General features: G+C 38.8%; 13 protein-coding genes. 9 read left to right on the forward strand and 4 right to left on the reverse strand.

What is annotated here, in order from left to right:
* Positions 1 to 43 precede the first annotated feature (43 nt).
* The gene (locus ACFS5O_RS19005; protein ID WP_205725560.1) at positions 44 to 3,388 is read right to left on the reverse strand and encodes a GH36-type glycosyl hydrolase domain-containing protein; all 3,345 of its coding nucleotides are present in this window, start codon (positions 3,386 to 3,388) and stop codon (positions 44 to 46) included.
* A 393-nt stretch (positions 3,389 to 3,781) separates the two neighbouring features.
* Here ACFS5O_RS19005 and ACFS5O_RS19010 point away from each other — a divergent pair, with 393 nt between their 5' ends.
* The 3 genes from ACFS5O_RS19010 (at position 3,782) to ACFS5O_RS19020 (ending at position 6,864) form a co-directional block, all read left to right on the forward strand.
* Positions 3,782 to 5,032: a sugar ABC transporter substrate-binding protein gene (locus tag ACFS5O_RS19010; protein WP_205725559.1), complete on the forward strand. Its 1,251-nt coding sequence runs from the start codon at positions 3,782 to 3,784 to the stop codon at positions 5,030 to 5,032.
* An 88-nt stretch (positions 5,033 to 5,120) separates the two neighbouring features.
* Positions 5,121 to 6,005, forward strand: a complete 885-nt coding sequence (locus ACFS5O_RS19015; protein WP_066392036.1) for a carbohydrate ABC transporter permease — start codon at positions 5,121 to 5,123, stop codon at positions 6,003 to 6,005.
* 16 nt (positions 6,006 to 6,021) lie between these two features.
* Entirely contained in the window at positions 6,022 to 6,864 is an 843-nt protein-coding gene (locus ACFS5O_RS19020) for a carbohydrate ABC transporter permease (protein WP_205725558.1), read from the forward strand.
* Between the two features lie 300 nt (positions 6,865 to 7,164).
* On the opposite strand, the gene ACFS5O_RS19025 is transcribed toward ACFS5O_RS19020, so the two are convergent.
* The gene (locus tag ACFS5O_RS19025) at positions 7,165 to 7,971 is read right to left on the reverse strand and encodes a hypothetical protein (RefSeq protein ID WP_205725557.1); all 807 of its coding nucleotides are present in this window, start codon (positions 7,969 to 7,971) and stop codon (positions 7,165 to 7,167) included.
* A 318-nt stretch (positions 7,972 to 8,289) separates the two neighbouring features.
* The gene (locus ACFS5O_RS19030; RefSeq protein WP_205725556.1) at positions 8,290 to 9,642 is read right to left on the reverse strand and encodes a glucoamylase family protein; all 1,353 of its coding nucleotides are present in this window, start codon (positions 9,640 to 9,642) and stop codon (positions 8,290 to 8,292) included.
* Positions 9,643 to 9,899: 257 nt separating this feature from the next.
* Between ACFS5O_RS19030 and ACFS5O_RS19035 the strand changes: the two genes are divergently transcribed.
* The 6 genes from ACFS5O_RS19035 to ACFS5O_RS19060 all read left to right on the forward strand — a co-directional run bounded on the left by ACFS5O_RS19035 (position 9,900) and on the right by ACFS5O_RS19060 (position 14,132).
* Positions 9,900 to 10,379, forward strand: a complete 480-nt coding sequence (locus tag ACFS5O_RS19035; RefSeq protein ID WP_205725555.1) for a GyrI-like domain-containing protein — start codon at positions 9,900 to 9,902, stop codon at positions 10,377 to 10,379.
* A 22-nt stretch (positions 10,380 to 10,401) separates the two neighbouring features.
* Entirely contained in the window at positions 10,402 to 11,079 is a 678-nt protein-coding gene (locus tag ACFS5O_RS19040) for an alpha/beta fold hydrolase (protein WP_205725554.1), read from the forward strand.
* Positions 11,069 to 11,569: a DinB family protein gene (locus tag ACFS5O_RS19045; protein WP_318300156.1), complete on the forward strand. Its 501-nt coding sequence runs from the start codon at positions 11,069 to 11,071 to the stop codon at positions 11,567 to 11,569. The genes ACFS5O_RS19040 and ACFS5O_RS19045 overlap by 11 nt, the downstream gene beginning before the upstream one ends.
* A 132-nt stretch (positions 11,570 to 11,701) precedes the next feature.
* The gene (locus ACFS5O_RS19050; RefSeq protein WP_205725553.1) at positions 11,702 to 12,655 is read left to right on the forward strand and encodes an ABC transporter permease subunit; all 954 of its coding nucleotides are present in this window, start codon (positions 11,702 to 11,704) and stop codon (positions 12,653 to 12,655) included.
* Between the two features lies 1 nt (position 12,656).
* Positions 12,657 to 13,685, forward strand: coding sequence for an ABC transporter permease (locus ACFS5O_RS19055; RefSeq protein ID WP_205725552.1), 1,029 nt, complete (start codon positions 12,657 to 12,659; stop codon positions 13,683 to 13,685).
* A gap of 117 nt (positions 13,686 to 13,802) precedes the next feature.
* Positions 13,803 to 14,132, forward strand: a complete 330-nt coding sequence (locus ACFS5O_RS19060) for a hypothetical protein (RefSeq protein WP_379839597.1) — start codon at positions 13,803 to 13,805, stop codon at positions 14,130 to 14,132.
* Between the two features lie 44 nt (positions 14,133 to 14,176).
* Here ACFS5O_RS19060 and hmpA read toward each other — a convergent pair whose 3' ends face one another.
* A complete protein-coding gene (gene hmpA / locus ACFS5O_RS19065) occupies positions 14,177 to 15,388 on the reverse strand; it encodes an NO-inducible flavohemoprotein (RefSeq protein ID WP_205725550.1) in 1,212 nt (403 codons plus the stop codon).
* Positions 15,389 to 15,419 lie beyond the last annotated feature (31 nt).

Raw genomic sequence — 15,419 nt, forward strand, 5'->3', positions numbered from 1 at the left:
CTATCTCACTTGTTGCAAACGTTTCCTTTATTATAACGAATGGTTATGAATAAATCTCTACGGTATTTACGTCTGCTGACAATTTATTTACAAATTCAGAGCGATTCACACATACGCCTCCATCTCGGTAGATGTTCTGATACGTGCTGCTCTCCATTTTTTGACCATTAACGATGAATCGGTTACTTTCTCCATCACGATCTCGGAATACCAATTTAACTGGTTTTTCATCGATCATATACTGCAATTCAAGGCCATTCATTTCTTCTGATAATATGGGATCAATGATTAAGTTCTCCCCTTGTGGGCGAATACCTAAACAATTTGAGATCAACTGGTTCATATAGATTCCAGGACCAGAAGAATAGATTCTCCATCCACCTTTAACTTTGGCTTTTCCATCTCTTAGTTCACCAAAACGTTCTTGAGCTTCATAGCGGGTTTTAAAATCACCATCAGAACTTGAAAAATAAGCATTACTCTGACGTCGCTCTGCATTTGGAACTTTTTCTTGAATCATAACAGGATTGATCTTTTCTAAGCCGCTCCATACTTCTTCTTTTTTACCTAGCTTCGCCATCGCTTCAACAAAACGAATATGTGCATGAACATATTGAAGTCCGATCTCTCGTCCAAAGTTTGATGCTTGTTCAGCACGTTTGAAATGCGTACTCACACCGCCTTTATAATGAGCAGGTTTGTCCATCAACCTTACGCCATCTGGGCAATAAAACTTATCCATGATCAGATCAAGGTGTTGCTCAGCCTGTTCAGGCGTTAACAATTCTGCAATCATACTGCGCGTCATCGGTAATAAACGATAGTTGATACCAGTGGTGTTATCACTTGGGTGAAGCATTAGTTTTGGTGATTTTGGATCCTCCATATATACAAATCCTGGGATTACATCTGTGCCTAACATATGTTTTTGATAGTCTGCCTGAATGTTTTTAGCGAGCTCGCTTAGTTTAGCAGCTTCTTCTTCGTCCACATGCTGTAACTGTTGTGAGAACTGAGTCATGACTTGATAGGTTAACGCAACCGTCCATGAACTTACCATGTATTTCTTAAGCTGTGGATTTGCAGGTTGAAGCGTATCATCCCAATCACCGTCTCCATATGAGGAAAGGTGTGTATCATGCAAAAAGTTCTCTCTCATGTAACCGATCTGTTTTTGTATATGCTGTAATAATGTTTCTTTTTTCTCAGTAAAGTTAAAATCACGGTTAGACGTGTAAGGAACTTCAGCACGTAATAGATCATAATCATTCGTAGCTGCTAAGTAATCCGTCACTAACTTCAGTGGCCATACAATGATATCGCCATGTGAATCATCTTGCTGAATTTTAAAGTATTGATCAAACATGAACCATTGTGGCCAGTTCCCTGTTTCTTCAAACTGATGAGAATATACAGTAAGCAAGATGTCTTTTACTGCACCATAATGCTGAGTTGCTAAGAAGTATTCAGCAGGACCTTGGCAAACATCACGAGTTCCCCAAGCTGCACCACCATATTGCTCGAGACCATGTGGAACAGAATAGTGTATAAGCATGTTATGGGTATACCAATGAGCTAAGGCGTTCATCTTCTGAAGCTCGTGTGTCTCAACTCCATCCTTCGTCAAACGGAATCCACGGTTCGTGTTTTGTATAAATGTACGGTAACGCTCAATTTCCGTTTCAATCGTCTTACTTGTAAACGGAATCTTCTTTCCATCGATCAACCCTTGATGAGAGATTCCCCACTCATTTGTTGGTTTAAGATCGCAAACCACGAGAGAAGCAGATCCACTATCCATATTTTCACCAAAGAGTGTCTCGTCTGTTACGTTCCACTCGGTTCCCGTAATCTTCATTCGATAACTTAAATTTTCATACGTTTTCGCACTGTCTGAAGCTTCATCTGCAAAGAACGAAAGAACTCCATCTTCTTTTTCCATCTTAAATGGCACTTCGTATTCTTGATTATTCAAAGATACTTGGTTCGTCACAACGAATCGGTAAGCCTTTCCGCTCATAGCCTTAACATGCAGCTCAACTTCAGGGGTATCGACTGTTGTGTAGTTTGTGATGATGAACGTCTCATCTTCTGTTTTATAGAACCAACGTGCATAGTTAAAGCCCATCTCGAACAACGAAGGCATCGTTAATAGTTTCAGCTTTCCATCTAACTCCACATAGATTCGTTGACCAGAGGTTTTCATCACATTCAACGCATTACGTGCGTTCGTCATCATCTTGTGAAATGAAGTGTTTCCTACTACTAATTGAGAATTAAAGATTCCATACATATAAGAACTAGTCGTAATCGTGTCCTCTTTTAATGACACGTTATTTCCTGTAACAAGGATATGTCCATGAGGTCGTTCTACAATTCTTTCTTTTTCTTTTAAAACGATATGTTCATAGGTCGGAGTAAAAAAAGATAGAAGCGTATCTCCTTCATATTCTTCTAGAATTCGCTCTGGGAAAAGAGCTTCCACTTCTTCCATTGAAAGATCCACTGTTTTCAAAGTACCGTCAAAACGGTCATTACGCTTGATCTTTTCAAGTGTTGTCGTATCTTTTTGAGGTTGAGCTTGAACTTCATTCCAAGCTGCCAATATCTCCTCTTTAAAATTAATGGACGTAACAGCATCCTGATGGTCTTCTTTAAAGCATCCATAAAAATTGATGTGATGTTTACCATTAAGTTCAAATCGCTCTGATTGAAGAGCGATATAAGCAAATTCGTATTGATACACTTCACTTGCTAGGTCTTCCTTATAAAGGGCTTGAGGAATATCTGTTTCTTTATACGAAGTACCGTAGAATTGAAACCCATCCGTTGTATAACCTACAGATTTCGTTAATGAGCCTTGTTGCAAGTAAGGAAACGCTTTTCCATTAGGCTGATTTTGTCGAGAACAGATGACATAACCTAGCTTCTCATCTTCAAATACGCCATGATCTACATACTGAGCGATGAATGCTTCATTCGTTCGAACAGCACCTATATGAGCAAGTCCCACGTCTTGTCCATAAATAATATCTGCCTTCTCAGCATTTCCTTCGAGTTCAACATCCCAAAACCAGATACCATTTTCTCTTAACGAAAAAGTGACCACGTATGAAATGTCTTGAAATGTACCCCTCCAAAAGACTTGATTCTCATTATATGAAACGGTGCTGTTCGATTTAGTACCTAGAAGTGGGGTTACGTGAATTCCCTCACTGTTAAAGACTCGTAAATAAAGGTTGTTTAAAGAACCATCGATCGGATTACTCATCCATTGGTTGATCATCGTATCATGGTGGGAAGCTTTGTAGATATCACCAGTACTTAAGAACGCGAATGTAAAATCACCAGCTTTAATCGTGATGTTCTCTTTCGTTAATATTGTCATTGTCTATCCCTCATTTCTTATATATAGATATTTGGTTATTGAACTTACTGAAATACAATTTTTGTAGAAATAAACATGAAGCTTTCAGTCTCTTTTTGTATAAAAGAAAGCATTTTATCGAAACGTTTCAATTAAATTCAAGAGAGTTCCAAGGTTCTTGAACCGTATACCGTTATCTTCTTCATTCCCTTTCGGAACAAGGAAAATAGGGTATAAAACCTTATGTTCCCAACAAATTATGGAAGTGATTCTCTTTTTGGAAATTCCATGTTGTAAACGATTACAACTTGAATTATAATGTGCTTATCGAAACGTTTCAACAATAATCTCAAAGAAAATTCGGGAATAATTAAAATTGATTGCTTTAACAAGCAAATTATAGGGGGAACTCACATGAAAAAACGCTGGTTTAAAAAATCAATGGTTACGTCAATGGTTGGTGCACTTGTTCTATCTGGCGTATTAGCTGGTTGCTCTTCAGGCTCTGAAGATGGAAAAACGACTATTACGGTTTGGGGAATGGGTGAAGAAGCAAAATCTCTTCCTAAGATCGCTGAAGAGTTTGAAAAAGAAAATCCGAAGATTGATGTTAAAGTTCAAGCCCTTCCTTGGGATCAAGCTCACGATAAGCTATTAACAGCAGTTGCATCTAAAAAAGGACCTGATGTTGTTCAGATGGGGACAACTTGGATTCCAGAATTCGCATCAGCTGGAGCATTAAAAGATTTAACACCTCATGTTAAAGATTACCAGGAACTAGATCCAAAACATTTCTTTGAAGGTTCTGTTGAAACGACTAAGTTTGAAGACAAAATGGTTGGTGTACCTTGGTACGTAGATACTCGTTTGCTTTACTATCGTACAGATTTACTCGAGAAAGCTGGATTTAAAGAAGCTCCAAAGACTTGGGATGAGTTAAAGGAAGCTGCTGACAAGCTAGCTGACCGCGGAAAAGGGAAATATGGGATTTCAATCGATGCAAAAGAACAAAGCTTGTCCTTCATGTTCGCTCGCCAAAATGGCGCTGAACTTTTAGGACCTAACAATGAACCTAAGTTCAATGATCCAAAATTTGTTGAGGCGGTTGAATACTTGAACAGCTTTTATGAAAGCGGAGCAGCTCCAAAAGAAGAACTTGGAATGGATATCGTTCAAGGCTTCCGTGGAGATGGAATCTTACCAATGTTCATCAGTGGTCCATGGATGATCAAATTGATCAACGACCAAGCTCCTGAGCTTAAAGGTAAATGGGGTACGGCTGTTCTTCCAGCAAAAGAAAACAACATCTCTGCACTTGGTGGATCTAACCTTTCTGTATTTGAATACACGAAGCACGAAAAAGAAGCATTAAAATTCGCAGCATATATGAGTAAACCTGAAACACAATTAAAATGGATGGAAATGACAAATTCCCTTCCAGCAACACAAAAAGCATGGGAAGACGAATCTCTAACTGGAAATGAATTTTACAAAGCGTTCGGTGAACAGATGAAAGCTTCACAACCGATGCCTGTTATTAAGCAATGGGAAGAAATCGCTCAATCTTATTTGAAGAGTTTTGAGAAGATCTACAGAGGTGGAGCAGATGTTCAGAAGGAATTAGATAACTTCGACAAAAAAGCGGAAGAGATCTTAAAGAAATAAATCCTGTTGATCCGGGGTATAACGAGCAGGTTATCCTGCTCGTTCCCTTTTTATCATCAACACGGGTAACGATGAAGGATGTGAAAACATGAAAAGCTATTCAAAAACGACTCCCTACCTCTTCATTGGACCAGCGCTTCTATTATTGGCTTTATTCTCTCTTTTTCCCATTGTTCTTGCATTGGTGATTAGTTTTACAGATATTGACCTAGCTGGACTTGCAGACTATTCAAATATTAGCTTTATTGGAATCGAAAACTATATAAATATCTTTAAAGATCCTATTTTTCTAAAATCGATCGGTAACACTGTCTTTTATGTCGTATTTGGTGTTCCCCTCGTTATCGCATGTTCACTTGGTATCGCTCTTTTGATCAACTTTGGTACAGCGCGCATCTTCAAGGCTTTTCGTCTTGTTTTTTATATGCCTTCAATCACAAACGTAGTAGCAGTAGCTGTTGTGTGGACGTACCTATATAACCCACAGTTCGGTCTGTTCAACTATCTGCTCGGTCTAGTCGGCATTCCTGCTATACCATGGTTACAAGATCCAACGATCGCAAAAGGATCATTGATCGCATTAGCCGTTTGGCGCGCGATCGGTGTGAACATGATTATTTTCTTAGCAGCTTTACAAGGTATTCCAAAAACGTATTATGAAGCAGCTCAATTAGACGGTGCGAACAACTGGAAACAGCTTACGAAGATAACGATTCCTCTTCTTCGTTATGCCATTTTCTTCGTGTCGATCACAACGATGATCGGATGGATTCAGTTCTTTGAAGAACCATTCGTAATGACGAACGGCGGACCGCTGGATAGCACCACTTCTGTTGCTCTCTTCATCTATCGCAATGGATTCCAGCTCAGTAACTTCGGTTATGCCGCTGCAGGATCATTCGTCCTGTTTGTAACCATTATCATCATCACGATGATTCAGTTCCGATTGCAAAAGAAAGATACCGATATTTAGGACGTGAGGTGAGAACATGAAATCAAAAGTATCTGATGCGAAAAAAGCATACAAAATGCAGCAATGGATCGCAGGAATCGTCTTAACGCTTGGAGGCCTTTTAGTAGCCATCCCTTTTATTTGGATGATTCTTTCTGCCTTCAAACCTGAAAGTGAAGTCCTTCAGCTCACACCAAGTCTGTGGCCTGAAACCTTTACAACCGAGAACTTCGTCTACCTGTTTGAGAACATGAACTTTGGTGTTTATTTGCGTAATACGATCATCATCGTCCTCTGTTCTTTCGTCGGACTTTTCTTTAATGCGATGGCTGGTTATGCGTTTGCGAAGTACAAGTTTAAAGGCAGAGAAAAGCTTTTCTACCTTGTGTTAGCGACAATGATGATCCCAGGACAAGTAACGATGATCCCTGTTTATTTAATCTTAAACCAGATGGGCTTGACGAACACGATGGCAGGTGTTGTTCTACCAGGATTAGTTGGTGCGTTCAGCATCTTCTTATTCCGACAGTTCATGTCTACCATCCCAGACGAACTGCTTGAAGCCGCTCGTCTAGATGGGGCGAGTGAGTTCCGCGTGTTCATGCAGCTCGTTCTACCCATTTCAAAACCGATCATGGCCGTTCAAGGAATTCTAACGTTTATCGCTGGTTGGAACAGCTTCCTATGGCCGTTGATTATCGCGAACGACGAAAGTCTATATACGTTGTCTGTTGGGTTAAGTCTTCTTAAAGGGCAATATGGAGGCAACTTCGCGTTGCAGATGGCAGGTTCAACATTCATGGTCGTTCCAATCGTCATCATCTTCATCATCTTCCAAAAGCACATTATTGAAGGCTATACCATTTCAGGGATGAAATAGAAGGTTGGCGTTGAAGAACCCTCGATTCAAATATGTAATCGGGGGTTCTTTTTGTTTTTTATGTGTTTAGTTTTTTGAGCTTGGTTTTCTTCATATACTTCCTGTTATCCATGTACGAAAAAAGAATTTTGTCGAAAAGCCTATAAATTATTTTGAAGACCTATAAATTATTTTGAGGACCTAAAAATTATTTTGAGGACCTATAAAATTACTTGAAGGACTATAAATCAAGAACTACGGCCTATAAACCAAAATGGATTGCCTACCATACTTCAAAATACCGCTCTCAATTGAGTACTCTTATCCCCAACCCTCAAGCTCTGACAATAAAACACCTTTATTCTTTACCAACAACCCAAAATCGCGCGCAAAACCCCTCACTGTTGTCAGCATCATATCCGAGAAAGAGAACTGATATATTCTATTAAAATCTCCTTTAAGAGAGAAATAGATGCTTTCTTCTTCTGGACTAAAAATCATAGACACCGGGGTAGGATAGTCTCCTTCCCTTTGAACAGTTTGCTTCAGGATAGATAATCCCTGTTCAACAGAAAAGTTACCACTTCTGTTTGCCAATTCACTATATGCTAAATGATAACGATCACTGCCTGGTTCTTGCGATGAGTTATCTTCATGTTCCATTGCATCTCGAACTAAAAAATTAGTGAGAACCATAAAATCATCTTCTAGCTGATCTGTGTCTATATATTTTCTTCCCGGCTCTACGATGAATGACTTTTGGTTAGGACCAACTATCAAACTTTGAACACTATAATCTGGAACATTCACGATTTCTTTTTCTTGAAGATATGTAGGTAGCACTGACGTTTTTACTATTTCAGACAATACTTCATCAAAGAGTCTCATCATGTGAACGCAGTTCTTATTTCTCCTATATTTGCCCTCTTCAATCGGGTTCACCATATGTAGGTTCATAAAGATACCCTTTTTATTGAATCCTATGGCTGGCAAGAAACGATCGCCTTCTTTTTGCAGAATAAGTAGTTGGTGGTCACCTGATAAAGCCATTTTAATCGGCCTCTCTGAAAGATCAAAGTTCATTCCAACATATGTTTGATTTTCATGCAAAACAAAACTTGTACACATAGCATCTTCACTCCACGTTGAAATTTTACAGCTGGATAAACGGTATGCACAACTGTCTTAGAAAGAAATTCCACATATAAATCCTCTACCCTTTTATTGTCGTTTACGGTACGTGTTATTATTTTTATTACACGTTCACCGCTAAATGGTATCTTTTCACCTCTAAACATCACAGTTTCACTGATGAATTCATACTCACCACCTACTAATCACTCTTGACCACCTCTAACCTCTACAATTTCACTTGAAAGCGCACAAAACAAGCTTAATCAAACAAAAAAACACCCTCATCCAAATGGAATCGGGTGCTACATACAATTATTGAATGGAAAACTTTTCTTTTTTCAACAGATCCTCTGGCTTCTTACCGATCGGATCTTGGTGGAAGTAATCACGAATCACACCATCTTTTAGATAGTTAGCGATTGAAACCATAATCATTCCTTGGTCGAGCGCTAGATATGCTTTGGCGATTTCGCCTGTTTCCACGTTTACAGAATCATAGAATCCGTACTCGCTATACGTATTGAGTTCTTTTAATGCTTTAATGTTTTTTCGAACAGCAGCTGGATCATAGTCTAATGCTAAGAATGATGCATGAGCCGTTACGGTCGCGCCATCTTTGTATCCAGAAGTACCAAGTGGTGTTGCCGCGAACTCACTGTAACCATCCGGAGTTGCAGAAGGAGAGAATCCCCATGCTTTATATCCTTTTTCTTTTGCGAAAGCTTGCTGTAATTCAACATGACGCTTGTTGTTTAGTCCGAGCGCATTCTTGCCAAGTTCTACTTCATTTAATACGATTCCAGGCATAAGGCTTTCAAACATGCTTCCACCCCAGCTTGGAACGAATTTTACACCATTGTATTCATAATGTCCTTCGAAAACAGAAACACCATCATATTCATGCGTTTCACCTTCTGGAATCTGTGCTTGCCAGTCCCATTCTTTTGGCATCGTACGGTACATCTTCCACCAGTGATCACTTGGCACATCGCCTTTACCGATCGAGATATAACTTGCTACACGTGGTTCTGTGTTGAATAACCCATAGTGATGATCGGTTAACTTCCCTTGTGCCACATCATATCCACCACGGAATTGTCCCACTTCCGGATCATATAGCGTCGTATAATTCATGTTTTTAACGAGCTTACTCGTTTGTGGATTCAACTCACCATAAGCTTGTCCAACTACGATTAATCCAGCAGATAGCCAGCCGTTATCCACTTGAGAGATGAACTGTCCCCAATCCTTTTTAACGGAACCATCTTTCGTGTTGTACCAGTTGTAATATAAGCCATTCCACTTTTCTAAACCTTCAAGTGTATTCAACGTGACTTGTATACGTTTTATCGCTTCCTTTTTAGAGATGATTCCTAACTCTTGAGCAGAGATCGTACTCATCATATACATCCCAATGTTTGTAGGAGACGTGTGTGTTGCATCTTTTTTGCCTTCTGCTTTATATCGAGTCTCATCATAGGTCAAACCTGTTATTGGATCAGTATGATCTTGATAAAACTTGTATGTCTTCTTTGCAATTGATTTTAACTCCATTTGAAAGGCATATTCTTTTCCTCTGTCAGTTGCGGACGCTGGTGAAGTTACAAAAACATTTGCAAACAAACTGAACATCAATAAAAAGCTTATTATTTTACTTGTTTTCATGGACGCTTTGCTCCTCTCCATACTTAGAAAAATAGTCAGTCGAAACGTTTCACCAATAGTTTAGCATGTTTGATTGAAATAAATAAGGAGCATAGAAGCTTTTGCGCCATTGGTTGTATGCGTTTTCATAACAAACAGTAGAATGGTAGGAGAAAACTGATAATAACAGGAAATCCTTCTTCCTTTTCAGGAAAATAAAGGATAACATTTTCTTTACGAGAAGAAAGTAGTAATAGAAGGAAAAAGGAGTTTTGGCAATGTATAAGAAAACAGTTCTTAAAACACCCGTAGTAACGGAACATCAGGAGATGAAGCTAGTTGGTTTGAGGGTTCTTTGCGAGGGAGATCAATACATCCACGAGATTCCGAAAGCTTCGAAGAGTCTGCAATCCCAACTAGAGTCCATTCTGCATGTTGTGGACCCAGCCGTTCAAATAGGAGCGTTCATTGTTGATGCTTCTACAGTTCAAGAAGATGGATATTGGGTCTGTGTGGAAGTAGAAAACTTCGAAAATGTTCCAACTGGACTGGTGACTTTAACTATTCCACCTCAAAGATATGCTAGCATCCAACATGTTGGAAGAAATGAAGAAATTAAAGACACCTATGAAAGATTACACAAGTGGACCCAAAAGAATGGATACGTTAGGCTTCTAAACAACTGGCACATCGAGGTTTTCTATTCCTTTAACAATGTAGATCAATTAAAGATCGAATTGTACGATACCATTCAATAATACTATGGAGGGAGGTTCCAATATGAAAGAGAAATCTGCTACTATCTCTGGGTATAAACAGCTGAAGATTCCTTACGTAATACAAACCAAAACAGATCAGCCAATAGGGCTCGCCATCATGCTTCCGGGTATAGGGTATACGGTTAAATCCCCGTTGTTCCATTTTTCTTCTGGAGCTTTTTTAAGCAAAGGATATGATGTATTACATGTAAACTATCCTTATTCTTCAACAGAATACGAAGATTTCAGCTTTGATGAAATCACATCAGCCCTTATTAACGATGTTTCCACAGTTTTAAATGAAGTGGTTGATCACACCATTTATAAATCTTATTACCTGATAGGAAAATCCTTTGGCACTATGGCTATACCCACCGCACTAGACATGTTGCCCAGCCGGAGCACGAAGGCAATCTGGCTAACACCTCGTTTAATTGATGAACAGGTTTTTCAAACACTAAGCACATGTATCCAGGACAGCCTTTGTGTAATTGGGGATAAAGATCCCTTTTATGACATTGATAAAATGAATCAAATCATACGTAACCCATCAATAGACTGTATGATTCCTACAGATGCAAATCATGCACTTGAAGTGGACAACGATATCCTAACGTCTATTGATACGGTTAAAAGTGTGATAAAAAGGATTGATGATTTTATCACTTTGAAGAATGGAGTATTAAACCATGAACTTTAAACAAAGTGAAGCTCTCGAAATTTTAGAGCATACACCTGCCGTTTTGACAAACTTGTTATCAGGACTCTCAAATGAGTGGTTAAATGGCAATGAGGGTGGAGATTCATGGAATTCTCTTGAAGTCGTCGCTCACTTGATCGACTGTGAAAAGAGCAACTGGATACCACGGATTAATAGCATTCTTTCAAGCTATGAGAATGCACCTCTTCCACCCTTTGATCGATTCTCTCATCTGGGAAAAGAAACAGGGGTGGAAGAGCTGCTGCGTGAATTTTCACAAAGTCGGCAGCAAAGCTTATATCAATTAGGTACTTTAAATATAAGTTCCCTTGATCTGAGTAAGACTGGATTACATCCTGAGTTTGGATCTATTACCCTACAACAATTATTATCCACGTGGGCCGTTCATGACCTTACTCACATCAACCAGATTACAAGGGTTTGGCTAAGCGTTATGATCTGGACGTCGGTCCATGGAAAACATACTTAAGCATTCTAAAATAAGTTTCCCGAGCGGGAGCTTTTTTATTTTTATATGGAGGAAAATAATGGATTATGTCGAATAATTATAGTTAACTTTATTAGATAAAAAAGAGATAGAGAGATTTAGGGGGAAAATTTTATGTATTTACTTGTCCTTCGGCGCATTGTTTATTTTTTGATGCCGATCGTAGGTGTTTTTTTCATTGGTGCACTTCCTTACCTTTTCTTCAGCAATGTTCAGGGTATAGAAGCTGTAGCTCGTTTGTTAGAATCTGGGGCACTCACTAATGCACTTTTTTTAAACCAGGATCTAGGATTATTTTTTGAACCTTATCTTGATAAGATATGGGATTTGTTGATAAATCTCGTAACATTTTCAAACGTAACTTTTTATGAGTATCAACAGGAAAAATTACTATTTCCAACCATTTTAAAACCTTATTTTTATTCTATAAAACTAGTGTTAGGTGCATTTTTTTTAGCCATCGCTTCATCAATTATACTAGCTCTGATCATCAAGATCTTGCCTGACCGTATTCAAAAAGGAATTCGCTTCTTATTCTTTTCACTCGAGTCCTTACCTGATATTTTTATAGTTGTAATCATTCAATATAGTATGATTTTGTATGTTAGAAATACGGGAAACCTTTTATTCCCAATCGTACATAGCGATCAAAATCCTAGCTATTTTCTACCGATCTTTTGTTTGAGCATTCTACCAACCCTTTTCTTAATTAGAACGTTGCTGTTTTTACTTGATGATGAAGATTCAAAAATGTATGTAGAATTTGCACGCGCAAAAGGAATACGATATGCGCTAGTCCTTTATATTCACATGTTAAGAAATTCACTTTTGAGTCTGTTTTATTATTCAAAGAACGTCTATTGGTTATTAATCTCTACACTCTTTATGGTAGAGACAATTATGGCAATTCCCGGTATCACTGATTTTATGCTCGATAATGGACCTACGACGCCGGATGTCATTACAGTGAGCGTTTTACTCATGTTCGTTCCATTTTATTTATTATTTACACTTTCCTCCTACATTCTGGAGTATAAGCTAGGACGTAATGATGAGGAGGTGGCGTAAGATGTCTGTATGGAGAAGTCCGTTATTTTTGAGTGGTTTTCTAATTATTGTATCTTTGTTTCTCGGAAGCATCATCTATTCACATTTTGTACCCAATGAAAAACAGCCAGTGATGCAAATTCGATTTGATGAACAAAAGCAGCCCATTGATTCAGCACCTCTCGCTCCTTTTAAAGAAATGCCTTTTGGTACAGATCGATTTGGTGTCAGCATATTACACAAGGTGATCGATGGAGCAAAGTATACATTAGGATTTGCCTTCTTAATCGCGTTCGCTCGTCTTTTCTTCGGAACGCTATTGGGATTAATCTTGAGTCAGCTACCAAAGCCTGTTCTTAGGATTTCAAGCAAACTCTTTGAATCTTTTTATTATGCACCTGCTACCATTGTTGCTTATTTGCTCATATATCCTGTTCTTCAGATTTTTACTTGGTCTGTTCCGAAAGAACAACAAACCATTTTTTCAATGATGATTCTCATATTAATCGCTGTCCCTACCGTGATGGTAACGGTAGCCAACGAAACATCCAAATTTCTAGAGAATGAATTTATCTCTTCCGTTAAAGTGCTAGGAGGAGGCAGAATTCACAAGCTTCGTAAACACGTATTACCATATTTAAAACCGCGATTAAGCATCCTATACAGCCAGCAGCTAATCGCAACGCTTTTACTTGCAGCCCATCTTGGCATTTTACAAGTTTTTATTGGTGGAACTGACTTTGTTACACTTGATCCGTTAGAAAATAATACCGTGCCTGTTGCTATGATTAACGAATGGTCGAGCATGATTGGTGCCAACTACTATCAAATTCGTGGTGATCGGTGGATCGTATTTGCTCCACTCGCGGGATTTGCAGTAACCATCCTAGCGTTGAACTTTATGGTTGAAGCAATGAAACGTCAATACCTTGCAAAGGGTGCTTATACGAAAAGAAGCCGAAAAGTAAGAAAGGTGAAGGCTCCTTTACAAGTTAAGAAATTATCTCAAGAACAGTTTGATAGGATTATGAAGACTGGAACTGACAATTAATGAATAAGAATGACTCGATGAGGCAAAGATTGACCTTATCGAGTTTTTTTATGATATGGAATGTTTTTCGGTTGTTAAGAATAAAGGAATATTACGTCATAAAAAGGAGTGAACCATTTGAGTGAAGCAGACCTTAATGTGATTTTTTATACATTGTTTCTTCTACTCGGATTACCGATCAGCTACAAATACGCCAAGTTTACGGTATCCCATACGGGTATGGTGCTTCCCCACTTCTTTGTCAGTTTGATGCTTAACTTATGTATAGGTACAGTTGGCATAGTGGGGTGGATTTTCTTTTCTGTAAGAATCTCTAGAGCATTTACAATCGGTGGCATCTATTTAGGCGCCTGGATTATTTCAATAAGTCTAGTTTCCTTGTTGATTCTCCTCCTAGTTAAACGGAAATCAATGATACAAAGCTTCCACTATCCTTCGTCTAAATAACAAAACACCTTCCTCGTTCACGTTCAGGAAGGTGTTTTGCTTCTTTATGCCTTGATACTTTCCTTCTCGAGATCAGAGGCCGGGCCAAAGAACTCAAAATGAATGTATTCTTTTGGTACATTCAACTCTTGAAGAGCTGTATGTATCACCTGCATAAATGGAATCGGACCACAGAAATAGTATTCTGCATCATCTTTTAAAGGTAAAATCTCCTTCAACCAAGCTTGATCGACGTAACCAGTCTTTGTATAGTCTAGGTCATCGTCTAATGGACTTTCATACACAAAATGTGTAGTGATATGATCTGAAGCTTCTGCAATTTCTTTAACTTCTTTCTTTAAAGCGTGTGCTTGGCCGTTGATTGCAGCATGAACAAATGTGATTTTTCGTCCTTTCTGTTCACTTGCTACGGTTTTCAGCATACTCACCATAGGAGTTAAACCTACACCTCCACTAATAAGTACTACGTGCTTTTCACTGGTTGTATTTAAATAAAAATCGCCTGCTGGAGCGCTCAAGTAAAGGATGTCGCCTTCTTTTACATTCTCATGCAAATAAACGGAAACCATTCCTTCTACTGCATTTCTACCGCTTTCTTTTTTTACAGAGATTCGGTAGCTGCTTTTCCCTGGAGCATCAGACAAGCTATACTGTCTAATATGTGTGTTTTCCTGACCTGGGATATCCATTTTGACACTCACAAATTGGCCGGGCTTAAATTTTGCAAGTGGCTTTTCATCTTGCGGTACTAAATAGAAGGACGTTATTACAGAGCTTTCTTCTACTTTCCGTGCTACGACAAAAGGTCTAAAGCCTTCCCAACCCGCATCCTCATACATGGTTCGTTCAATACCAATAAATACATCCGCGATCACCCCATATGCTTCCGCCCAAGCATTAATGATTTCATCAGTAGCAACGTCACCAAGTACGTCTTTCATTGCAAGAAGCAGGTTTTCACCGACCACAGGATAGTGCTCTGGCTTCACGCCTAGACTACGATGTTTATGGGCGATTCCTTTTACGACCGGAATGATGGATTCAAGCTTATCGATATTTGCTGCTGCTGCGTATACTGCGTTTGCTAATGCAGCTTGCTGACGACCTTTTTTTTGGTTTGCATGGTTAAATATATTCAAAAGCTCTGGATGTTTCTGAAACAGCATTTCATAGAAACGGGAAGTAATCGTTTCTCCGTGTACTTGCAAAACAGGTACGGTTGACTTAATAATTTCAATGGTTTTTTGTTGTAACATGTCAATTCCCCCTTATATTCTTCCTACAACT

This window comes from Fictibacillus nanhaiensis, from assembly GCF_042686385.1.
Classification (GTDB): domain Bacteria; phylum Bacillota; class Bacilli; order Bacillales; family Fictibacillaceae; genus Fictibacillus; species Fictibacillus nanhaiensis.